This is a genomic window from Desmonostoc muscorum LEGE 12446 (assembly GCF_015207005.2).
Lineage (GTDB): Bacteria > Cyanobacteriota > Cyanobacteriia > Cyanobacteriales > Nostocaceae > Nostoc > Nostoc muscorum.
In genome coordinates, this window is the sequence record NZ_JADEXS020000001.1 from 7328340 (window position 1) to 7348265 (window position 19926).

At 41.2% G+C, this 19926-nt stretch carries 24 protein-coding genes and 1 pseudogene; 16 read left to right on the forward strand and 9 right to left on the reverse strand.

The window, feature by feature from the left end:
- Positions 1 to 18: 18 nt before the first annotated feature.
- The gene (locus tag IQ276_RS30190; protein WP_193914530.1) at positions 19 to 570 is read right to left on the reverse strand and encodes an NUDIX hydrolase; all 552 of its coding nucleotides are present in this window, start codon (positions 568 to 570) and stop codon (positions 19 to 21) included.
- A 113-nt stretch (positions 571 to 683) separates the two neighbouring features.
- On the opposite strand from IQ276_RS30190, the gene IQ276_RS30195 reads away from it, so the two are divergent.
- The 3 genes from IQ276_RS30195 to psb34 (IQ276_RS30205) all read left to right on the forward strand — a co-directional run bounded on the left by IQ276_RS30195 (position 684) and on the right by psb34 (IQ276_RS30205) (position 3283).
- A complete protein-coding gene (locus IQ276_RS30195; protein ID WP_193914528.1) occupies positions 684 to 1736 on the forward strand; it encodes a dipeptide epimerase in 1053 nt (350 codons plus the stop codon).
- The gene (locus tag IQ276_RS30200) at positions 1720 to 2766 is read left to right on the forward strand and encodes an N-acetyltransferase DgcN family protein (protein ID WP_190883926.1); all 1047 of its coding nucleotides are present in this window, start codon (positions 1720 to 1722) and stop codon (positions 2764 to 2766) included. The genes IQ276_RS30195 and IQ276_RS30200 overlap by 17 nt, the downstream gene beginning before the upstream one ends.
- 346 nt (positions 2767 to 3112) lie before the next feature.
- Positions 3113 to 3283 carry a photosystem II assembly protein Psb34 gene (psb34, locus tag IQ276_RS30205; RefSeq protein ID WP_143173687.1) on the forward strand — a complete coding sequence of 57 codons (171 nt, stop codon included), beginning with the start codon at positions 3113 to 3115 and terminating at the stop codon, positions 3281 to 3283.
- A gap of 168 nt (positions 3284 to 3451) precedes the next feature.
- On the opposite strand, the gene IQ276_RS30210 is transcribed toward psb34 (IQ276_RS30205), so the two are convergent.
- Positions 3452 to 3853, reverse strand: a complete 402-nt coding sequence (locus IQ276_RS30210) for a DUF5615 family PIN-like protein (protein WP_235116099.1) — start codon at positions 3851 to 3853, stop codon at positions 3452 to 3454.
- Positions 3816 to 4361 (reverse strand): DUF433 domain-containing protein, encoded by a 546-nt coding sequence (locus IQ276_RS30215; RefSeq protein WP_193914526.1) that lies wholly within the window; start codon positions 4359 to 4361, stop codon positions 3816 to 3818. The genes IQ276_RS30210 and IQ276_RS30215 overlap by 38 nt, the downstream gene beginning before the upstream one ends.
- A gap of 195 nt (positions 4362 to 4556) precedes the next feature.
- Here IQ276_RS30215 and IQ276_RS40420 point away from each other — a divergent pair, with 195 nt between their 5' ends.
- The 4 genes from IQ276_RS40420 to IQ276_RS30230 all read left to right on the forward strand — a co-directional run bounded on the left by IQ276_RS40420 (position 4557) and on the right by IQ276_RS30230 (position 7584).
- Positions 4557 to 4685, forward strand: a complete 129-nt coding sequence (locus IQ276_RS40420) for a hypothetical protein (RefSeq protein WP_255264362.1) — start codon at positions 4557 to 4559, stop codon at positions 4683 to 4685.
- A 110-nt stretch (positions 4686 to 4795) separates the two neighbouring features.
- On the forward strand, positions 4796 to 4966 hold the full coding sequence (gene psb34 / locus IQ276_RS30220) for a photosystem II assembly protein Psb34 (protein WP_193914524.1): 171 nt from the start codon (positions 4796 to 4798) through the stop codon (positions 4964 to 4966).
- A 153-nt stretch (positions 4967 to 5119) separates the two neighbouring features.
- Positions 5120 to 6724, forward strand: coding sequence for a M48 family metalloprotease (locus IQ276_RS30225; protein ID WP_193914522.1), 1605 nt, complete (start codon positions 5120 to 5122; stop codon positions 6722 to 6724).
- Positions 6725 to 6804: 80 nt separating this feature from the next.
- Entirely contained in the window at positions 6805 to 7584 is a 780-nt protein-coding gene (locus tag IQ276_RS30230; protein ID WP_193914520.1) for a COP23 domain-containing protein, read from the forward strand.
- Positions 7585 to 7659: 75 nt separating this feature from the next.
- Here the strand turns inward: IQ276_RS30230 and IQ276_RS30235 are convergent, their stop codons facing one another.
- The gene (locus tag IQ276_RS30235) at positions 7660 to 7797 is read right to left on the reverse strand and encodes a hypothetical protein (RefSeq protein WP_235116100.1); all 138 of its coding nucleotides are present in this window, start codon (positions 7795 to 7797) and stop codon (positions 7660 to 7662) included.
- Positions 7798 to 8012: 215 nt separating this feature from the next.
- Here IQ276_RS30235 and IQ276_RS30240 point away from each other — a divergent pair, with 215 nt between their 5' ends.
- From IQ276_RS30240 to IQ276_RS30260, 5 genes and pseudogenes are all read left to right on the forward strand, one after another.
- Positions 8013 to 8561 (forward strand): COP23 domain-containing protein, encoded by a 549-nt coding sequence (locus IQ276_RS30240; protein WP_193914516.1) that lies wholly within the window; start codon positions 8013 to 8015, stop codon positions 8559 to 8561.
- A gap of 26 nt (positions 8562 to 8587) precedes the next feature.
- The gene (locus tag IQ276_RS30245; RefSeq protein ID WP_235116101.1) at positions 8588 to 9376 is read left to right on the forward strand and encodes a S1 family peptidase; all 789 of its coding nucleotides are present in this window, start codon (positions 8588 to 8590) and stop codon (positions 9374 to 9376) included.
- 35 nt (positions 9377 to 9411) lie between these two features.
- Positions 9412 to 9915: pseudogene (locus IQ276_RS30250) on the forward strand (S1 family peptidase); the annotation flags it as partial.
- 228 nt (positions 9916 to 10143) lie between these two features.
- Positions 10144 to 10959, forward strand: coding sequence for a tetratricopeptide repeat protein (locus IQ276_RS30255; RefSeq protein WP_373690632.1), 816 nt, complete (start codon positions 10144 to 10146; stop codon positions 10957 to 10959).
- Between the two features lie 110 nt (positions 10960 to 11069).
- Positions 11070 to 12698, forward strand: a complete 1629-nt coding sequence (locus IQ276_RS30260) for a WD40 domain-containing protein (RefSeq protein WP_193914514.1) — start codon at positions 11070 to 11072, stop codon at positions 12696 to 12698.
- Positions 12699 to 12730: 32 nt separating this feature from the next.
- Here the strand turns inward: IQ276_RS30260 and IQ276_RS41085 are convergent, their stop codons facing one another.
- On the reverse strand, positions 12731 to 12904 hold the full coding sequence (locus tag IQ276_RS41085; protein WP_193914548.1) for a type II toxin-antitoxin system RelE family toxin: 174 nt from the start codon (positions 12902 to 12904) through the stop codon (positions 12731 to 12733).
- A 29-nt stretch (positions 12905 to 12933) separates the two neighbouring features.
- Positions 12934 to 14388 carry a protein kinase domain-containing protein gene (locus IQ276_RS30265; RefSeq protein WP_309245618.1) on the reverse strand — a complete coding sequence of 485 codons (1455 nt, stop codon included), beginning with the start codon at positions 14386 to 14388 and terminating at the stop codon, positions 12934 to 12936.
- A 122-nt stretch (positions 14389 to 14510) separates the two neighbouring features.
- Here IQ276_RS30265 and IQ276_RS30270 point away from each other — a divergent pair, with 122 nt between their 5' ends.
- Together IQ276_RS30270 and IQ276_RS30275 are read left to right on the forward strand one after the other, a co-directional pair.
- On the forward strand, positions 14511 to 14747 hold the full coding sequence (locus IQ276_RS30270; protein WP_190881849.1) for a BrnT family toxin: 237 nt from the start codon (positions 14511 to 14513) through the stop codon (positions 14745 to 14747).
- Between the two features lie 46 nt (positions 14748 to 14793).
- A complete protein-coding gene (locus IQ276_RS30275) occupies positions 14794 to 15159 on the forward strand; it encodes a helix-turn-helix domain-containing protein (RefSeq protein ID WP_228042864.1) in 366 nt (121 codons plus the stop codon).
- Between the two features lie 233 nt (positions 15160 to 15392).
- On the opposite strand, the gene rpaA is transcribed toward IQ276_RS30275, so the two are convergent.
- Entirely contained in the window at positions 15393 to 16136 is a 744-nt protein-coding gene (rpaA, locus tag IQ276_RS30280) for a two component system response regulator RpaA (RefSeq protein ID WP_190881850.1), read from the reverse strand.
- Between the two features lie 157 nt (positions 16137 to 16293).
- Here rpaA and IQ276_RS30285 point away from each other — a divergent pair, with 157 nt between their 5' ends.
- Positions 16294 to 17358, forward strand: a complete 1065-nt coding sequence (locus tag IQ276_RS30285) for a YheT family hydrolase (RefSeq protein WP_193924647.1) — start codon at positions 16294 to 16296, stop codon at positions 17356 to 17358.
- A 154-nt stretch (positions 17359 to 17512) separates the two neighbouring features.
- Here IQ276_RS30285 and IQ276_RS30290 read toward each other — a convergent pair whose 3' ends face one another.
- Positions 17513 to 17680 (reverse strand): hypothetical protein, encoded by a 168-nt coding sequence (locus IQ276_RS30290; protein ID WP_190881852.1) that lies wholly within the window; start codon positions 17678 to 17680, stop codon positions 17513 to 17515.
- Positions 17681 to 18004: 324 nt separating this feature from the next.
- Between IQ276_RS30290 and hetI the strand changes: the two genes are divergently transcribed.
- A complete protein-coding gene (gene hetI, locus IQ276_RS30295) occupies positions 18005 to 18724 on the forward strand; it encodes a 4'-phosphopantetheinyl transferase HetI (RefSeq protein ID WP_235116102.1) in 720 nt (239 codons plus the stop codon).
- Between the two features lie 85 nt (positions 18725 to 18809).
- On the opposite strand, the gene IQ276_RS30300 is transcribed toward hetI, so the two are convergent.
- On the reverse strand, positions 18810 to 19613 hold the full coding sequence (locus tag IQ276_RS30300; protein ID WP_190881854.1) for an SDR family NAD(P)-dependent oxidoreductase: 804 nt from the start codon (positions 19611 to 19613) through the stop codon (positions 18810 to 18812).
- Between the last annotated feature and the right edge of the window lie 313 nt (positions 19614 to 19926).

Here is a 19926-nt window from a genome sequence, read left to right on the forward strand (position 1 = left end):
TAAAAACCTAGATTGATATTAATAATTAATAAATTTTAAACCGAAAAAGAGAGCCGCTACGGTACCAGCAACAGAAATTTCACCTTGAATAATTTTATCTAAAACTGATTCTATAGGAATTAATATAATCTCAATTTCTTCTGTAATATCAAGTTGTTGTTCTCTAACTTTTATCACATTTTCTGCTAAAAATAAATGTATTTGATTGGTATCTTTGCTCGGTTTATCGTATAAAATTCCTATTTGTTTTAATTCTTGGGTGATATAACCAGTTTCTTCTGTAAATTCTCTCATTGCTGCTACTTCGGCACTCTCTTTTGTAGAGTCGAAATTCCCTGCTGGCAATTCTACAAAAAATTCACCGACGGCGTGTCTATATTGCCGGACAAAAATAATTTCTCTACTACTAGTTATAGGTAAAACCATTGCAACTTCAGGTCTAATACTGACAAAATAATCATCGATAATTTTTCCATTGGGTAATTCTATTTCATCTTGCCTAACCTGACACCAGTAATGATCTAAGACCATTTTTGATTTTAAAGTTTTCCATTTTTTTAAGTTGCTCATAAATTAAGTAATAAAATCAAGTAGTAAATGTAAAAAAGTATAACGGATACGTCCGACGAGCTAAATTTTAAACTTACACTGGCTTTTGCAATAACATAATACGCTATATATTTATGCAAATAAATGTGAATTTATTTACAGTTAATAAGAGATTTCCGTTGACTATTAGTCGGGGAACAACAGCACAGACTACGAATGTCTGGGTGAAAATTTCAGAAGATGGCATCGAAGGCTGGGGGGAAGCGTCGCCGTTCGGTGTGGGTAATCACCGCCAATCAACTGATACAATCAAGGACGCTCTAGAGCAAGTTATACCACTGTTGCAAGGATTCAGTCCCTTACAACGGCAGGAAATTGAGCAAGTGTTAAGCCAAAACCAAGTTCCTTCTGCTGTGAAAGCAGCCTTGGATATGGCAATGCACGATTGGCTGGGTAAATGCGTCGGGTTACCCTTGTGGCAAATTTGGGGACTCGATCGCCAAGCCATTGTACCAACTTCCCTGACAATCGGCATTAATTCACCAGAAGGTGCGATCGCCAGAGCCAAAGACTGGTTAAACTTTACCGATGTTCGTGTTTTCAAAGTCAAGCTGGGCAGTCCAGATGGCATAGAAGCAGACCGAAAAATGCTCCTAGCAGTGCGAGAAGCAGCACCAGAACGAGAATTTTTTGTTGATGCTAACGGCGGGTGGAGTTTAGAAGATGCGATCGCCATGTGCAATTGGCTGGCTGATTTAGGTATAAAGTATGTAGAACAGCCATTGCCACGGGGGCAAGAAACAAGCTTAGCAAAACTCAAGGAAAATTCTCCTCTCCCCATCTTCGTCGATGAAAGTTGCTTCACAAGTTCTGATATTCCCGATCTAGCAAACTACGTGGATGGGATTAATATTAAACTGATGAAATCAGGGGGACTAACTGAAGCAATGCGAATGGTACATGTAGCCAGAGCCTATGGATTACAAGTAATGTTCGGTTGCTATTCTGACAGTTCCTTAGCTAATACAGCAGCAGCGCAGCTAGCACCACTAGCTGATTATTTAGATTTAGACAGTCACCTTAACTTAATTGATGACCCCTTTACGGGTGCATTGGTAAAAGAAGGGAGAGTTTTGCCAAACGATTTACCAGGTTTGGGGGTACAACACAGTGCGTCTGCCACTTAATCAACGAGTAGCTATCTTACTTCATGAGGGAATTACCGGGCCTCAAGGTAAAACAGGGCTAGCGATTTTACGCTACAGTGAAGCCCCAATCGTAGTAGTCATCGATCGCGACTCTGTTGGGAAATCTTTGTCAAAATTAACAGGTCTCAAGCGTGATGTACCAATTGTGGCATCTGTAGCCGGTGCCCTGGAGTACAAGCCAGAAGTCTTGGTAATTGGCATAGCCCCAGGAGGTGGCGCCGTCCCAGATGATTACTGGTTGGAAATCAAAGACGCTTTACAAGCTGGAATGTCTCTGGTGAATGGTTTACATACACCAATGGCAAATATGCCAGAGTTAAATGCACTGCTTAAACCAGGACAACTAATTTGGGATGTGCGGAAAGAGCCATCTAATATAGGTATTGCCAGCGGCATGGCACGCACTCTCCCCTGTCGGCGGGTATTGACTGTGGGAACCGACATGGCGATCGGTAAAATGTCAACCAGCCTAGAGTTACATTGGGCGTCAAAACTCCGGGGCTGGCGTTCTAAATTCTTAGCCACAGGTCAAACTGGTGTCATGTTAGAAGGCGATGGTGTGCCTTTGGATGCTGTACGAGTAGACTTTGCCGCTGGTGCTGTGGAACAGATGGTCATGCGCTATGGCAAAAACTACGATATCCTGCACATTGAAGGACAAGGTTCGCTGCTACACCCTGGTTCAACCGCAACCCTACCGTTGATTCGTGGTTCCCAACCAACCCAACTGGTATTGGCACATCGGGCGGGACAAGTTCATGTACGCAATCATCCCCATGTAGTAATTCCACCTTTACGTAAGGTAATCCAACTTTATGAAACTGTCGCTAGTGCCGGCGGTGCCTTTGGAAATGTGCCTGTAGTCGGTATAGCATTGAACACAGCCCATCTCGATGAATTTTCGGCTCATGAGGCGATCGCTCAAATCACAGCAGAAACCGGACTACCTTGCACCGATGTCGTTCGCTTTGATGCCGATGTGCTTTTGGATGCAGTCATGAAGAATTAGGGCTACTTGAAGACGAATACAAAGGAGTTGAAGGAAGTTTACCAGCTTCAATACCAGCCTAAGAAGCCTCTTGTTCGACTTTCTGACACAAGTTAGAATTTATGCCCCCAACTTACTGGGGGTTTTTCATGTGGACGCGCAGCAAAAAGTCAACGGATATCAGGCTTTGGCAGACTCGAACCACTTGGACAAGAATCTGCGATGGCGTACCCGCCCAAACTAGGCATCGCTCATAAGTAACTTTTATTAGACCAATCACTCTTTTTTTGTCAAGCCCTGTTGACGATTTGTAACAAAACTGTTAAATTTATTTACATAAGTTAAAAAACAACCAAGAGAAAAAATTATGTACACCACTGTAAACGAAGACGGCGTTCTCAATAACTACGCAACTGAACCCAAGGTCTACTACGCTGAGTACCCAGCGATTTGGGAACAACGTAAATACTTGATACAAGGTGTTTTTGCAACATTAATCGTCACTACTTTAGTTTTGGTTGGTTTTAGCGTCAGTTAAGATTTTTAGATTTCGGTATCGCTGTATCTCATCGCCATTCGTACTTCTCCTTTTACCTCGGCTAAATTAGCCGGGGTTTTTTGTGTTTTTAGCCCTGTGCGATGGCGTACCCGTCCAACCTAGGCATCGCTCAAACAAAGGTTTATTCGCCTAATACTTTTGGTAGTTTTACCTCAAATTCTCAAACCTTTTATTACCATCTTCTCCCATGTATAGAACGCGATTTAACATATCGCGTCCATTTTCTAATTCACCATTTATTTCATTCACAGCTTCTTTTACAATAGCAATTTGCTCATTTCGAGATAAATCTCCCTGACAAATGAATACAATCCCAGCATGGATTTCTGTAATCCGAGCAAACTTTTCAAAATCCCGAACATTTGCTGTTACAAGAATACGCTCTTCATTAAAAGCGTATTCTAAAACTTGATAGTCTTTTGCACCAAGTAACCCCCGATCTCTAACAGCAATTGCATCAATAAAAAGCTCGTTACACAAGTAACGTGCAACAGCTGGTGAAATATCCTCATCAATCAGGAATTTGATTCTTTTTAGGTCGTCCAACACTTGGGTAGGCTTTCACGTACACTTGAGCAAATTTTATATCTTCTTCAGTCAAATAAGGATAGTCTTCGTGTATAATCTCTATTGACTCACCCCTATCAAGCATTGAACCAATATGACGAACCGTAAGCCGAGAATTAGGAAATACTGCTTCTCCGCCCATGATGTTCGGATCGGAAACTAAATTTTCTTTCCACAACTGAAAACAATTGATAAATTCTAATACCTCCTTGGCAATAGGCTCAACTTCTATTTTGATAAATCTTGCTATTTCAATAGTTGGTAAATTTTGTTCCAAAGCTCTAACTAAGCTTTGATAAAGATATAAGCGAAAATCAACATTAAAAAAGTCTATTTCTTTAATTAAACGTAGATAAACTAACGCAGCAAAATTAAGCCTTGGAGGATTATATTCAGGAAGAATTCTATATTCTACTTCCTTATAAATCTTCTTTGTTGGTAATTCGATAAATGCCGCAGCTTCAGTAGGGGTAAAAGTTTCTATATACATACACATTACCTCTCAGCTTTAAACTCTACAGGAATCTCTAACAAACCCATAGGTAATTTGTTACTCACGAAACTATTTTTGACATAGATTTTGATTAAATAACATAGACTATTTAAAATTATTCCCTGTCTAGGGAAGATTTTAGCATTTATTCAAAAGTGTTGACAACACTTTATTGTCTTACCTGTGCTTACAATGCGATCGCCCTTTTCCCTCGTCGGTAATAGTACAGAAGAACTAACAGGCACGCTGTTTTTATTGCTTGCAACCATTTGGCTAAGAATCCGCGATGGCGTACCCGCCCAACCTAAGCATCGCTCATAAGTAACTTTTATAAAATCTATGAGTCTTTTTTTGTCAAGCCCTGTTGACGATTTGTAACAAAACTGTTAAATTTATTTACATAAGTTAACAAAGAACCAAGAGAAAAAATTATGTACACCACTGTAAACGAAGACGGCATTCTCAATAACTACGCAGCTGAACCCAAGGTCTACTACGCTGAGTACCCAGCAATTTGGGAACAACGTAAATACTTGATACAAGGTGTTTTTGCAACTTTAATCGTCACTAGTTTAGTTTTGGTTGGTTTTAGCGTCAGCTAAGATTTTTAGATTTCGGTATCGCTATATCTCATCGTCATTCTCACTTCTCGACTTTACCTCGGCTAACTTAGCCGGGGTTTTTTGTATTTTAGGCATCATGTATCTGGCGTTGTAACATTTAAAAAACAGACTTTTGCATAGGTGTTACGTAGCATGAAACGAACCTGGAAGTCTCTACTGCTAGCCTGTAACTGGGTATTACTGTCAATTGGTACATCAATTTTGATTATCTTGACGCAGCCAACAGCACCAGTTCCAGCACAAGAACCAGCTGCATCTACTACAGTTGAAACGACTAAAATCCAAAAGTTGCGGGAAGCGATGGAACGTTCATCAACACCAGAAGCCTCCCCGGAAGTTTCCGAACCGAAAAAGCCAGAGTCTCCACAGGAACCTACACTCACTCCTGAAGAAATCACCCGTCAGCTAAAATTTATTGAGGCAGATAGACTTTATCTCGCCGGACAAATCCCAGAGGCAGAAAAAATTTACCGCGAGGTAAAAGAACCTTTTGCCAAAACAAGCATACCTGAAGAACGTAAACCAGCAATACTTGATCCCACGCAACTATCCCCAGGAGGTAAGGTATACTGGCGAGAATCAGAAGCGGGGATAGCAAGTAAGTTACAAACACGAACTTTAGTACCTTTGCAACTATTAGTTGAGCAATATCCAGAATTTATCCCTGGTCATATCCGATATGCTGAAGTATTAAAACAATACGATCGCCCCAAAGAAGCTTTAGATATATTAGAAAGAGCATCTTCACTGTATCCAAACCAAGCAGAATTGATTAAAGCTAGAGTCACTGCCTTGGCTGGTGAGAAAAAATGGATGGAAGCATCTTTAGCAGCGCGTCAATTTGCCATTCTCAACCCTGAAGATCCCCAAGCGGCTGAGTTTACAAACTTAGCAGAAGAAAATCTCAAACGTTACAAAAGACATATCCAAGCAGAAATTCGAGGCAACGTCATCGGTAATATTATTACAGGTGCATTAGGTTACGCCTTGACTGGCAGTTTGCTTGGGCCATTTTCCGCCATTGATTCTACCATCGTTCTCCTACAAGGCGAAAGAGCCATAGGTGATTCCGTAGCCAAAGAGGCAAAAAAACAGTTGAATGTCATTACAGACGAAACTGTTTTGGCATACGTCAACCAAATTGGACAGAAATTAGCTAAAGTAACTGGACGTGAAGAATTTAAATACGAATTTTTTGTGATTCCAGAGGAAAGTCTCAACGCCTTTGCATTACCTGGGGGTAAGATATTCATTAATGCGGGTGCGATCGCCAAGACAAATTCCGAAGCAGAATTAGCCGGATTAATTGGACATGAATTATCCCATGTCGTTTTATCTCACGGTTTTCAATTAGTCACCCAAGGCAACTTAATTTCTAACGTTACCCAATATCTTCCTTTGGGCGGCACCATCGGTCAACTCTTTGCACTCAGTTACAGCCGCGACATGGAACGTCAAGCAGATACACTCGGCACACGGCTAATTGTGGCCACTGGCTACGCTGCTGATGGTTTACGTAACTTAATGGTGACACTAGATAAACAGCAAAAAAATGCTCCACCGAGTTGGTTATCTTCCCATCCCGGCGGCGGTGAACGAGTTAGTGATTTAGAAAACCTCATTATCCGTAGTAGTTACAACCGTTACGCCTATGAAGGAGTCGTGCATCATACCGAAATTCAAGCACGGGTGAAAAAGCTACTGCAAGAGAAAAAAGCAACAGAGGAAAAAAAATAGCGTTTTTAATGAATCAAAAAATAGAATTATTCGTCACTTGAACTATCAATTCCGTACTTATTTATACTGGAGGATGATTTATGTCATCAAAACTGCTGCGATTGATATCTTTGGGTAGTCTTGGCTTATCTTTGTGTCTGGGCAATTCCGCAGCAATGGCACAATATGATGATTCAATTAGCGACGATGGTGTAGTAGTACCAACAGTGCCATCAGGCGGCACATCAGCACCAGTACCAATAGACACATCGACAGGCATACCCCCTTCACCTTCATCTGACACTGCAACTCGCTTTACCTGTCAGACTTACAATGGTCAGTACACCGTGATGTATCAGCCACAAAGTCAACCAGGACAATTCTTTCCTTGGGCAGCACCTGCGACTTTAGGCGGCGGTTGGGATGCCGAAAAGCGTTGTGTAGCAATTGCCAGCCGCTTGGAACTGTATCGCCCAGATGGCTTACAAGAACTCCAGACATCTGTACAAAATAACGAAAACATTGTCTGCGTAACAACTGAAGCTAACCCAACTTGTAGAATTGTGTTGACAGTACCGCGTGGGAAAGATCCCGTTGTTATCCGCAACAGCATCTTTCAAAACTTGACTACTGCTGACAGCGGACAGCAAACCATCGCCGTTAACACTTATGGCGATCGCTCAGGCAGCGTATATAATTTAGGACGCACCCTTCTAGGCAATGGCAATAATCGAGTTAGTTCATCTAGAGGTGGTATTAACCTCAAGCCTTTCCTCGATGCCAAAGATGGTGGTACGGCCAGAAACCTCCGCAATGGAGTGGCACTTCGTCGCCAGTCTGGGCCTAACTCTGTTCGCCTAAATCCTGGTAATTTCCGTTAATTTATCATATTATGTTCGCCTAATCACTTATCAAAAAAATTCTTTGCGTCTTTTCCTTTCGGACGAGGAGGTATGTCAAAAAGGCGATCGCACACTTCTTTCCGGGATGAAGCGATCGCCTTTATCGATCTTGGGGTTTAGATCGAGGCGATCGCTGTCTTCTTTGCGGGATTTGGCGTAGGCGTAGCCCGTCGTAGACATCGCTTCGACCATACTCTGATATTAAAGTATTATTTTATACATGTAAAGCGAATTTTGAAAAATATTGCACTTTTGTTGATGGGAGAAAAGCAAGTTATCTTGATAATTTTTCATCAAAAAACCTAATTTTTACTGATATATTTGAGCATAATTCCGAAAATTGCTCATTTGAAGTTGTAGCTTGCTCTATTAGTGTCAAGTATTTTTAGTGATTAATACTTAGATATATGCAACTGAGGTTACTTGCTCGTATATTACCAGGGGTAGCAACAGCTTCCGTGATTTCAGCTTTAGCAGTTACCACCACAAGCAACTATCCGAGTTACGCTGGGGGAAACAAATTCTTTTGCACACAGGAAGATGGTATACCAGTTACCAAGATACGCACCTCACGGGGAAATCAAACGTTTATCCGTTGGGTAGTCAAAGATTTTAAAAAATTCCCACCCAAAGAGCGCTGTAAGATTGTGACTGCGAAATTTCAACGCTACTACGATAACGGCTCACTTTACATCACCAGTCGAGATAACTTCAATAGTTATCCGGTTTTGTGCATTGCTAATCGCAAAGGCGTACCTTGCGAAAAAGAAAATGTTCTCGTCACTCTCAAACCTGGAACTGATACCGGCAGAGTTTTACAACAAATGGTTGATTTCCGCCGGACTGTAGGAGAATCAGTGATTAATTTAAGTGGATGTCAAGCTTTTAGCTACGAGGAAGGTGAGGTTTATTTAGATGTGAAGCAACTTGTAGACGGTGAGGGGTGCGTTCAATAAAGTCGCTCAGAAGCAGAATTGTTTATGTGGTGTGCTTGCTGATTTGTCTTGGTGGTGTTTCGTTGGCACTATCAAAGCAGCAAAGCATTTCTGTTGAGTTTAGCAGAGTGGTGCGACCTACTCACCTTTATGTCAAGCAATTGCAAAAATTAGCAAAGACTATCACCGTCAAAATTTCCGCACCAGAGTTACTAGGTTCAGGAACTCTACTGCAACGCCAAGGTGAAATTTATACAGTCATCACCAATGCTCATGTTTTGAGAGCAGCTAAACCACCCTATCAAATTCAAACACCAGATGGGCGTGTATATCAAGCTACTGTGTTGCAAATTGCCGAGTTGCAGCAGGATGATTTAGCTGTGTTGCAGTTTCGTAGCCCTGATATAGTTTATCCAGTGGCAGATATCACAGATGCGTCTAATTTGCGAGTTGGGGATGAGGTGTTTGTGGGTGGATTTATATCTAATTTAGCTACTCAAAAGCAGTCTACCCAAACAAAAAAAATCTTCAACACTGAGTTTGTTTTTACCTCTGGTAAAGTCACGCTATTGTTAGACAAAGCATTAGAGCAAGGCTACCAGATTGGATATACCAATGATGTGCGTAAAGGGATGAGTGGCGCACCATTGCTGAATATACGGGGTGAAGTGGTGGGGATTAATAGCATACATAAAGATCCGCTTTGGGAGACACCGGAAGTTTATCAAGATGGTTCTCAACCCGAAGCCCACTTGCAGGAACTAATTACCCGTTCTAGTATGGCTGTACCGATTAGAAAAGAATTGTTGCAAAATCATCAGGGGAATCAATTATGAGGGTGGCTGGTGGACTATCGGCATTATTATTGGGTATGGCGATCGCGATCGTGCAACCAGCCGCTACAGCGTTGACACCCTCAGAAGTTGCTGCTATTGCTCAACAAATTACAGTCCGCATTGATGGTGCAAATACTGGCTCTGGGGTAATTATTGAGCGTCAAGGCAATGTTTATACTGTTGTAACTAACTGGCACGTAGTTCAAGAAATAGGTAACTACACAGTACAAACACCAGATGGCAAAAGATATACATTCAATAATAGCCAAGTTAAGCGATTTCCTGGCGTTGATTTAGCTGTATTTCAGTTTACAAGTAATGCAAATTACCGTGTTGCCGAAAAGGGAAATTCTGATCAAGTAGAATTAGGGACAAATATTTCTGTAGCAGGTTATCCCCAAGAAACATCTGACATCAAGTTTCTCAGGGGTGCAATTTCCAGCCGGGTGTCAAACCCAAAAGATGGTTATGCTTTTATTTACGACATAGGTGGTTTTCCGGGTATGAGTGGGGGAGCGATACTAGATGAGCAGGGTAAATTAGTTGGGATTCACGGACGCGCTAAAACTCGCCCAGACACGAATGCTACTACTGTGTTGGGCATTCCGTTGAAAACTTATTTAAGTCTTGCGTCATCTGCACAACCAGTTGCAACTGCGCCAGCACCAAAGCCACCAGTTGAAACCAGAAATCCTCCCTTAACAAATGTCCAAACTTATCTTGAACAAGGGAACGAACTCTTATTAAATGGAGATGAACAAGGGGCAATTAAAAACTTTGATCTAGCAATAAAGATTGACCCTGTTGCTGCTGAAAAGAGGGGCTTGAGTTTATCTCAAGAAGCTGCTCAATTGGCAATTTTTAATCAGTTTGAGTTGGCTTTTCCTAGAGCAAGACTAGCTAGCAGGTTAGCTCCCAGAAATGATAAAGTGTGGTTTATGTTGGGTGTATTGCAATTGGAAACCAAAAATTATGATGCAGCGATCGCATCTCTTAATAGAGCAAGAACAATCAATTCCAGGAATGCTCATGTCCTGCTTGAATTAGGTTTAGCTAATTTCATACAGAAAAAATATCAAGCAGCTATTGAGCATTACCAAGCCAGTTTGAAGTTAAAACCCGATGACCTCTCTGGTTTGTTAGAGTTAGGCAATACTTACTATATGATAGGACGATTGCCAGATGCGATTGCCCAATACAATAAAGCTGTTGCTCAAAATCCAACATTCTGGCCAGCAATCAGAAACATTGGTTTAATTAAATATGAGCAAGGTAAATTGGAAGAGGCAATTCAGCAATGGCAAACTGCTGTTTCACTTGAGAAAAGTAACTCATATTATTCTTTCAATATAGAGCGTTTATATGATTCCGCGCGAGAATATAAGAGAGCAAAGACACAATTATTAGCCCTAGCTGTGGCACTCTATACTAAAGGCGATCGCGAACAAGGTTTGACATTAGGAAAACAGGCGGTAAGTATCGATAAGCGCTATGGCAATATAGAATTTCTCAAAGAAAATCTTTGGGGCGATCGCTTGCTTAAAGATACACAAAAGTTCCTGCAATACTTACAAGTACAGTAATGATATTTATTATTCTTATAATAAATAAACTCAGATAAACTAATTACCCGTTCTAGTATGGCTGTACCGATTAGAAAAGAATTGTTGCAAAATCATCAGGGGAATCAATTATGAGGGTTGCTGGTGGACTAGCGGCATTATTATTGGGTACAGCGATCGCCATAGTGCAACCAGTAGCCATAGCGTTGACACCGAAAGAAATTTCTGAAATTGCTCAACAAATTACAGTCCGCATTGATGGTGCAAATACTGGCTCTGGGGTAATTATTGAGCGTCAAGGTGATATTTATATTGTGGTTACCAACTGGCACGTAGTCCAACTCGAAGGTAACTACACAGTACAAACACCAGATGGCAAAAGATATACATTCAATAATAGCCAAGTCAAGCGATTTTCTGGCGTTGATTTGGCGGTGTTTCAGTTTACGAGTAATGCAAATTACCGAGTTGCCGAAAAGGGCAACTCTGACCAAGTAGCATTAGGTACAAATATTTCTGTAGCCGGTTATCCTCAAGGAACATCAGACATCGATTTTCGTAGGGGTGCAATTTCCCGTCTGGTGACAAACCCAAAAGATGGTTATGCCTTTGTGTATGACATCGGTGGTTTTCCGGGGATGAGTGGGGGAGCGATACTTGATGAGCAAGGTAAATTAGTGGGAATTCATGGACGCGCCATAACTCGCCCAGATACGAATGCTACTACTGTGTTTGGGATTCCGTTGAAGACTTATTTAAGTTTGACACCAATTAAACCAGCGATCGCAACTGTACCAACTCCTCAGCCATCATCAAATCCACCAGCCTCAACTCCATCACCAGTCAACACTTCACCACTTGTAAATCCTAACAATTCATCCAGCAAATTTGTTTTAGCGAATACTCTCAACGATCATGATGGTAATGTTAATTCAGTTGCTATTAGTCGAGATAAAAAAACTTTAGCTAGTGGTGGTGAAGACAATACTATCAAAATCTGGAATCTGACAACTGGAGAAGAAATTATTACCCTCAAAGGTCATTCTAGTTTTGTTAAATCAGTTGCTTTTAGTCCAGATAGCAAAACTTTGGCTAGTGGTGGCGATCAAACTGTCAAAATCTGGAATTTTGCCACTGGGCAAATAATTCGTAACCTCGAAGGTCATGTTTATGGTGTTGAATCAGTCGCCTTTAGTCCAGATGGCAAAACTTTAGCTAGTGGTAGTAATGACAATACTATTAAAATTTGGAATGTCGCTACTGGAAAAGAAATTCGTACCCTCAAAGGTCATACTTCTGGTGTTGAATCAGTCGCCTTTAGTCCAGATGGCAAAACTTTAGCTAGTGGTAGTGATGACAATACTATCAAAATTTGGAACCTCGCCACTGGGCAAGCAATTCTTACTTTCAAGGGTCATTCTCACGGGCCTAAATTAGTCGCTTTTAATCCAGATGGCAAAACTTTAGCTAGTACTTGGCACAATAGTATCAAAATTTGGGATGTTGCTACTGGGAAATTAATTCGTACTCTTAATGGTCATTTATTGTGGGTGCGGTCTATTGTTTTTAGTCCAGATGGCAAAACCTTAGCTAGTGGTAGTTATGACAATACTATCAAAATTTGGAATGTTGCAAATGGACAAGAAATTAGTACCCTCAAAGGTCATTTATTGTGGGTAAGGTCAGTTGCTTTTAGTCCAGATGGCAAAACTTTAGCTAGCAGTAGCACTGATATCAAAATTTGGCGGTTGTCTGAGTAGCCATTCTCTGTCATTGCCTTGACAACACGCGATTAATTATAAATATCTCGGCGATGTCCAATTTTGTGAAGCGTGATTAATAAAGCTTCAGTATCGAAAGAATAAATGACCCGATAGTTTCCTACTCTCAATTTGAACAGACCACTCAAATCAGCACTCAAAGCTTGAGGAGTTAGGTTATCAAAATTTTCAGATAACCAGCGAATTTTATGTAATCAACTTTACCTGAAAATTACTATTTTTCTTGAAACGGAATTTCAAATGAATTAATCATTGTTTCTGCAAGTTCTAAATACTTATTATATTCTTTTTCTTCAGCCGTATAAGTAATAAAATATGCTTTGCCATTTCTGACTGTGCCAATTTCCATCACTTTCATCTGACATTGTTCTTCTTTACGAGTATAAGTTAATTTATAAGCCTTGAGCTTTGATAGCGTTGTTGATGGTTGAGAATCATCTGTGATTTGGGAATTGGGATTAATATTTTTAATTTTTTGCACAGCTAAATTTTTAGATTCTTCTAAAGATAACAATTGCTGAGATAAGTCATTGACATCAATTGCGATCGCTACAGGACAAGAATCTGCCTGATTTTGATTTTTAGGGATGAATTTAACTACCTCGGTGTCAAAGTTACTGCTTGGCTCAATTGGTTGCCAGTCGTTTGAAGGATATTTAATTGTGATGCCAGACTTAGGCTCGTTGTAAGTTTCAAAACTAGGTTGGGGATTAATAATTTTAGATAAAATCCACAAAATTAGAGGAATAATTACGGCTGCTATACTCACACTTAGCCAAAGTTTCCCCGATCGCACTTTAGGTGATAGTGTTTTGAGAGCTTGCAATACTTCATTTGCTGACTGGTAACGCTGGCGGTAGTCATAGCGCACCATTTTATCAATGATATTTGCTAGTTTAGGGCTAACTTGGGTGCGTAGTTTACCGCCGTAGGCATCGCGCCAAACAATCTCCCCTGTTTTTGAATCTGTCCGTATTCCTCCCGGATAAGGATTTATCCCCGTTAATGCTTGAATAGCAATAATTCCCACTGCATAAATATCACTGGCGAAAGTAGGTTGACCTTTTGCCTGTTCGCCAGGCATATAACCAGGAGTCCCAATAGCAACAGTCAAAGTCATCTTTCCTTGAGGATTTACAACCTGAGTACTAACTTCTTTTACTGCACCAAAATCAATTAAAACAATTTTCCCATCAGAACGACGGCGGCGGATATTCGAGGGTTTGAGATCCCGATGTATTAAGTTCTGTTGATGAACAAAAGCTAAAACTTCTAAAATCTCTTGTAAAAGTTTAATGACTATAGGTTCACTCAGTTGTTGACCTGAGATTAATTCTTCAGCTAAATCGTGACCTTCTATATATTCCTGTACTAGATAAAATTCTTGGTTTTCTTGAAAGAACGCCAACAGGCGCGGGATTTGGTCATGATGTCCTAAGCGTTCTAGCTTTTCTGCTTCGGTGTCAAACAATCTTTTGCCAATTGTCAAAGTATTTGGGTCAGTGGACATTGGTTTAAATTGCTTGACAATACATTGAGGCTTCCCAGGTCGTCCGGTGTCAATGGCTGTGAAAGTAACTCCAAATCCACCTTTGCCGAGTTGTTCCAGAATTTGGTAGCGTCCACCGAGAATTTGACCTATCATCCCAGTCACCAATGTATCCTGCAATTTTTATACCATTTTCTCGGATTGCGAAAGTGCGATGAACCGTATTGCCCTGTCACTGTGTAAAATGTGCTATGAGGCTTCGTTTCCAGTAGATAATTGACAAAACTACTGGTATCCCGTATATGATAAATGGTGTAGATGACTTTGAATGGGATAATAACAAAGCCATTGCCAATTGGCAAAAGTATGGTGTTAGTTTTTCTCAGGCAATCAAAGCGTTTAACGACCCCTTTGCCATAGAACGGTTTGATGAGCGTGAAAATGATGAGGAAGAGCGTATCAACCTGATTGGTATGTGTGATGGAGTACTGTTGCATGTAACCTATACCGAACGGGGGGAGCGTATCCGGTTAATATGAGCCAGAAAGGCACAGAAACATGAACGAAACGACTATTACCGCGAGAATGCACAAGGATGGGACGGTGGTTGAAGTATTGCCTGATGGTAGCGAGCGACCATTTCCAGAACAGCTTATGCGTCACACGACTGAAGAAGAAATTCACGCGGCGGCTGTTAGTGACCCTGATGCTCGTCCGATGACAGAAGCTGAGTTACGCAACGCCAGACGTGTTCCCCGCACTAAAACCATACGCCGCGCATTGCGATTGACCCAGGAGGAATTTGCAGCGCGTTACCAGATCCCCCTTGGCACGTTGCGGGACTGGGAGCAAGGACGCAGCGAGCCAGACCAGACTGCAAAGGCATACCTCAAGGTTATTGCTGCCAATCCCGATGCCATCTATCAGGCATTGCAGGTTACTCCCCATTAAGAGTCTTGATCTTTGGCAAATCATGATTTGCCGATCGTAGTAGAATTCAGAATTACAGCAATTTTCAGGTAAATACACCACGTTGTAGGGGCGCCAAGCTTAGCGCCCCTACCGGGGATTGTGGTTCAAATAGATGAAAAACGCTGTAAAACAGTAGAGACGTTGCATTGCAACGTCTCTACACATTGGAAAATCCCACCAATAACTCACTACTCAGGACTGCTGCGGTAATTTTATTCCACCACTGTTACGGAAGCTCCCTCTGCGGCTGGAGGTATACTCGGTAACTCCAGACAGTATCCAGCACCATACACTGTCTTGATGTAGCGGGGGTGGCGAGGATCTGGTTCTAGCTTGGTTCGTAAGTGACGAATATGGACTCGAATTGTTTCAATGTCGTCATCAGGATCGTAGCCCCAAACTTCTCTGAGGATTTCGCTGGGGGAAACTGTTTGACCGTGGCGTTGCAGTAAGCAGTGAAGTAGCTCAAATTCCAAGTGAGTCAATTTCACTGTCTCGTTGAACCAGATGGCCTCAAATCTTTCGGGAACGAGGGTGAGTGAGCCATAGTTGAGAATCTCACTGTGTTTGGCTGCTTGGGGAATGCGGTCGGTACGTCGCAAAAGTGCCCGCACCCGCGCTAGCAGTTCTTCAACTTCAAAAGGCTTGGTGAGGTAGTCATCTGCGCCAGCGTTAAAGCCTTCCACCTTGTCCTGAGTTTGGCTCAACGCCGTCAACATTAACACGGGAATCTCGGCGGTGCGATCGTCGCGGCGCAGGCGTTGGCAAACTGTAAATCCATCTACTCTGGGCAGCATCAGATCGAGCATGATCAAGTCTGGTTGTAGCTGGAGAGCCAGCGCTTGACCTTTGATGCCGTCTTCAGCTTGACTAACATCGTAGCCAGCCATTTCCAAGTTGACGGCAACTAGTTCTGAAATCGCTGGGTCATCGTCTATGACAAGAATCCTCGGCATTCTTAAAAAATTATTACTACTTATTAAGGATAAATAACAACCTTTGATAGATACAAAGATTTTTGAATCGATTCTAAAAAAGATTTTAAATCTTACATAAATATTAAGATTAAATGACGGTGAAATCAAGACTCAATTAAACGAAATCTTATAGTCTATGATGTGTTATACTCCCCCCTACAATCCGTCTTGGTTTTTACAAAATGGTGTGATCATGACTGTACACACTGCTTTGTGCGGCAAGCGTTATTGGGAAACTAAAACTCAAGACCCAGAACCTTCTTATCACGAACAAATTTTTATCGGTGCCCAAGGTGTGCCAATTTTTGGCTTGGTTGCCATCCCGGAAAATGCTCATAGTACGATTATCGGTACTTATGGGATTACAGGAGAGTTAGAAACACAATGGTATTTGAGGGTATTAGGACGTAAGGCTTTCGCTCAAGGATATGCTGTGGTGTTATTTGATTGGCGTGCCCACGGCAAAACAGCCGAATTGTCGCCGACTCTAACTTCCGATGGTCTTTACGAGGGGGAAGATTATGTTCGCATCGCTGCGGCTGCTAAGGCAATGGGATGTCCGGGGAAATTTTGGTTTACAGGGTTTTCTTTGGGAGGACAATTGGCGCTGTGGGGCGTGAAAGTTGCTGGGGAAGTAATTAAGGAGTATGAAGATTTAGGGTTAGAAGATAGCGATATTGGTGGTGGTATGGTGATTTGTCCGAGTTTGGATTCAGAGCGATCGCTATCTTATCTAGTTGCAAAACCTTTTGGCAGATATTTGGAAGCCGGAATTGCCAGGGATTTAAAAAAACTGGCGTGGCGACTACATGATACACATCCCGGAAGCTTTGACGCTGCGGCCATTGAACGGGCGAATAGCATCTGGGGATTTGACAATGAATTGGTAATTAATCGACTAGGTTTTTCTTCTGTAGAGGCATATTACCAAGCTAGTAGTGCTTTAAAAATATTGCCGCAAATCTCAAAACCAACTTTGATTATTTATGCCGCCGATGACCCACTTTTTGACCCAGCTATTATACCGGAATTACAAGTTGCTTGCGATAATAATCCGGCAATAGATTTGTTACTCACTCAGTACGGGGGTCATGTTGGCTATTTGAGTAGTAAAAAGTGCCAACAACAAATAAAAGACCCTGACATTTGGTGGGCATGGAATCGGATTTTACAGTGGTTGGAACAAAAGCGAACAGAGTAGTAGGCAAAACAATTTTCCAGTTCAAGACTTACGCAAAAATTGCCAAAAAGCTCAATAATAAAATATTGCAATATAGCAGGCCTAAATCATTCGTGAAAAAAATCCATTGCCTATTGCCTGCCTCCACAACTAATTTCACAACTTGACCCAGAAGCTACCACAATATACTTGGTATACCAGCAATGACAGAAGCAATACCTGTCCAGAGAGTAAAGCGTTCAATATCTAGTTCATCCAAAGCAACGCTCATTTGCTTAATTGCTAATAGTAGTGCTGTCAGTAGCAGCACAAAGAATGCAAGGTACTCCAAAGTAACAATCATTCATCCTCGCTATATCTAAAATAAAGTTGTTCTAATAGGTTTTTAGCAAGCTTTGGCAAGGTTTTTTTGTTCGAGATTTAACAGTTTATGAGAAAAATTATTTACCAGTGAAGAAACAAGTTTACTAAAGCTGACGGAAGATTTAAGATAGCAAAGGTGTGATTTTTCGAGCGCGGTTAGTTGCAACACTGCAAACGGCTGGTAGCCGAGAAAGCTGTGAACATGCGAGGCGATTGCTTTGGCATAGCACATTAGTATAATATTGCGAAAATTGTCGTAATTAAAGAAACTACTAGAGTACAACTCCCTTGACTTTCTAACTCAATGACTGCTATCCATCATCTTTGGCTACCTGCACCGACAGATTTAAGTTTATTACCGGATGAAATTCATATCTGGCGCATAAATCTTGAGCAACCGGAACCACAGTTGCAACATTTGAGAACAACCCTTTCCAGTGACGAAATTGCTCGTGCTGAACGATTTTATTTTGAGGAACATCGCCAGCGTTTCATCGCTGGGCGTGGTATTCTGCGAAGTATATTAGGTCGTTATTTGGGTATTAAGCCATCAGAAGTTCAGTTTAATTATCAACAGCGTGGCAAACCAATATTAGCAGATAGCTTTGCTGACAGTGGACTAGAGTTTAACTTGTCTCACTCCCAAGAATTAGGTTTGTGTGCAGTGAATTATAAGCGCGAAATTGGTGTAGATTTAGAATATATTCGTCCGGTTTCAGATTTAGAAGCTCTTGCCAAACGATTCTTTTTAACGAGAGAATATGAAATGTTGCGATCGCTCCCTTCAAACCAACAGCAAGAGGTATTTTTCCGTTACTGGACTTGCAAGGAAGCTTATTTAAAAGCAACTGGAGACGGAATATCCCAGCTAGAGGAAGTTGAAGTGTTCCTCACTCCCACAGAACCAGCCAAGTTACAGATATCAGAAGACTGGAGTCTTTTTGAATTAGTACCTGCCAATAATTATGTTGCTGCTGTTGCTGTAGCGAATTTTGGCTGCAACTTAAAATGTTGGCAATATTAATGGGCATTGGGCATTGGTTATTCTTTCTCCCCCTGCCTCCCCTGCTCCCCCTGCTCCCCCTGCTCTCTTAACTCCCTCATCCCCCCTACTTCTCTTCCTGCATATTTCTGACAATTTTCGTCACAATTCTTCTAGGTACAAATCTGACACTTTTTGCTAGTAGTTTATTCATGAAACCAGGAATGACAATGGTTTTGCCTCTCATTAGGGCGCGATAACCAATTTCGGCTACTGTTTGTGCATCCATCATTCTCTTACCCTTGAGCATTTTAGAGTCTGCCATTCCCGTTCTTTGATGAAAGGCTGATTCTGTGGAACCTGGGCAAAGAACTGTCACAGTGACGCCTGTACCTTCTAATTCATTGGCGATCGCTTCTGAAAACGATAAAATATAAGCCTTAGTCGCAAAATAAACCGCCATCAAAGGCCCTGGTTGAAAAGCAGCAGCCGAGGCGACGTTTAATATTTTTCCTTCACCTTGCTTAACCATATCCTGGAGAAATAGCTTAGTTAAATGGGTGAGACACACCAAATTTACCTGTAGCATTTCTAACTCAGCAGCTAGATTGGTTTCCTGAAATAATCCATAAATACCAAATCCAGCATTATTTACCAATACATCAACCTTAATATTGGCTTGTTGCAATTCCGTGAAAATTTCTTCTGGAGAGGTTGATATCGATAAATCTTTAACAATACCTTTGACGAAATTTCCGAATTTCGACTGAAATTTATCTGCAATTTCTCCTAGCTTTAGCCCATTTTTATCTACCAAGACAAGATTGTAATCATCAGCAGCAAAAATACACGCTAATTCGTAACCAATTCCACTTGCTGCTCCAGTAATAAGAGCAGTTTTTTTGCTCTGTGCTTGATGTGTTGTGTTCATGTAAGAATGTTGGTGAATTCAACTGAATGAAACTGCTTTGCATTGACAGTGGTTATTGTTCTACAATTAAGTATGCGTAATATCTCAATCTACGATAAACGTCTTGAGTCAAAATAATTTGTAATTTGCTTTGGAATTACCAATTAAGCGTTGATGTACAAGGGAAAATCAAGAGACACCCTCTACATACACATATTGATTAAGAAACAAAAATCGGTAAATTCAAAGTTTAATGTCCTACATCAACCATTGTATACTGTTTTTTTTGTCAAGATGTTAATTTTAAAATTTACATTTATAGAACAGGAGTCAA

Coding starts and splice junctions, on each gene's coding strand:
- IQ276_RS30190 (WP_193914530.1), bottom strand. CDS start 570: ATGAGCAACTTAAAAAAATGGAAAACTTTAAAATCAAAAATGGTCTTA.
- IQ276_RS30195 (WP_193914528.1), top strand. CDS start 684: ATGCAAATAAATGTGAATTTATTTACAGTTAATAAGAGATTTCCGTTG.
- psb34 (WP_143173687.1), top strand. CDS start 3,113: ATGTACACCACTGTAAACGAAGACGGCGTTCTCAATAACTACGCAACT.
- IQ276_RS30215 (WP_193914526.1), bottom strand. CDS start 4,361: ATGTATATAGAAACTTTTACCCCTACTGAAGCTGCGGCATTTATCGAA.
- IQ276_RS40420 (WP_255264362.1), top strand. CDS start 4,557: ATGCGATCGCCCTTTTCCCTCGTCGGTAATAGTACAGAAGAACTAACA.
- psb34 (WP_193914524.1), top strand. CDS start 4,796: ATGTACACCACTGTAAACGAAGACGGCATTCTCAATAACTACGCAGCT.
- IQ276_RS30225 (WP_193914522.1), top strand. CDS start 5,120: ATGAAACGAACCTGGAAGTCTCTACTGCTAGCCTGTAACTGGGTATTA.
- IQ276_RS30230 (WP_193914520.1), top strand. CDS start 6,805: ATGTCATCAAAACTGCTGCGATTGATATCTTTGGGTAGTCTTGGCTTA.
- IQ276_RS30235 (WP_235116100.1), bottom strand. CDS start 7,797: ATGGTCGAAGCGATGTCTACGACGGGCTACGCCTACGCCAAATCCCGC.
- IQ276_RS30240 (WP_193914516.1), top strand. CDS start 8,013: ATGCAACTGAGGTTACTTGCTCGTATATTACCAGGGGTAGCAACAGCT.
- IQ276_RS30260 (WP_193914514.1), top strand. CDS start 11,070: ATGAGGGTTGCTGGTGGACTAGCGGCATTATTATTGGGTACAGCGATC.
- IQ276_RS30270 (WP_190881849.1), top strand. CDS start 14,511: ATGATAAATGGTGTAGATGACTTTGAATGGGATAATAACAAAGCCATT.
- IQ276_RS30275 (WP_228042864.1), top strand. CDS start 14,794: ATGCACAAGGATGGGACGGTGGTTGAAGTATTGCCTGATGGTAGCGAG.
- rpaA (WP_190881850.1), bottom strand. CDS start 16,136: ATGCCGAGGATTCTTGTCATAGACGATGACCCAGCGATTTCAGAACTA.
- IQ276_RS30285 (WP_193924647.1), top strand. CDS start 16,294: ATGATGTGTTATACTCCCCCCTACAATCCGTCTTGGTTTTTACAAAAT.
- IQ276_RS30290 (WP_190881852.1), bottom strand. CDS start 17,680: ATGATTGTTACTTTGGAGTACCTTGCATTCTTTGTGCTGCTACTGACA.
- hetI (WP_235116102.1), top strand. CDS start 18,005: ATGACTGCTATCCATCATCTTTGGCTACCTGCACCGACAGATTTAAGT.
- IQ276_RS30300 (WP_190881854.1), bottom strand. CDS start 19,613: ATGAACACAACACATCAAGCACAGAGCAAAAAAACTGCTCTTATTACT.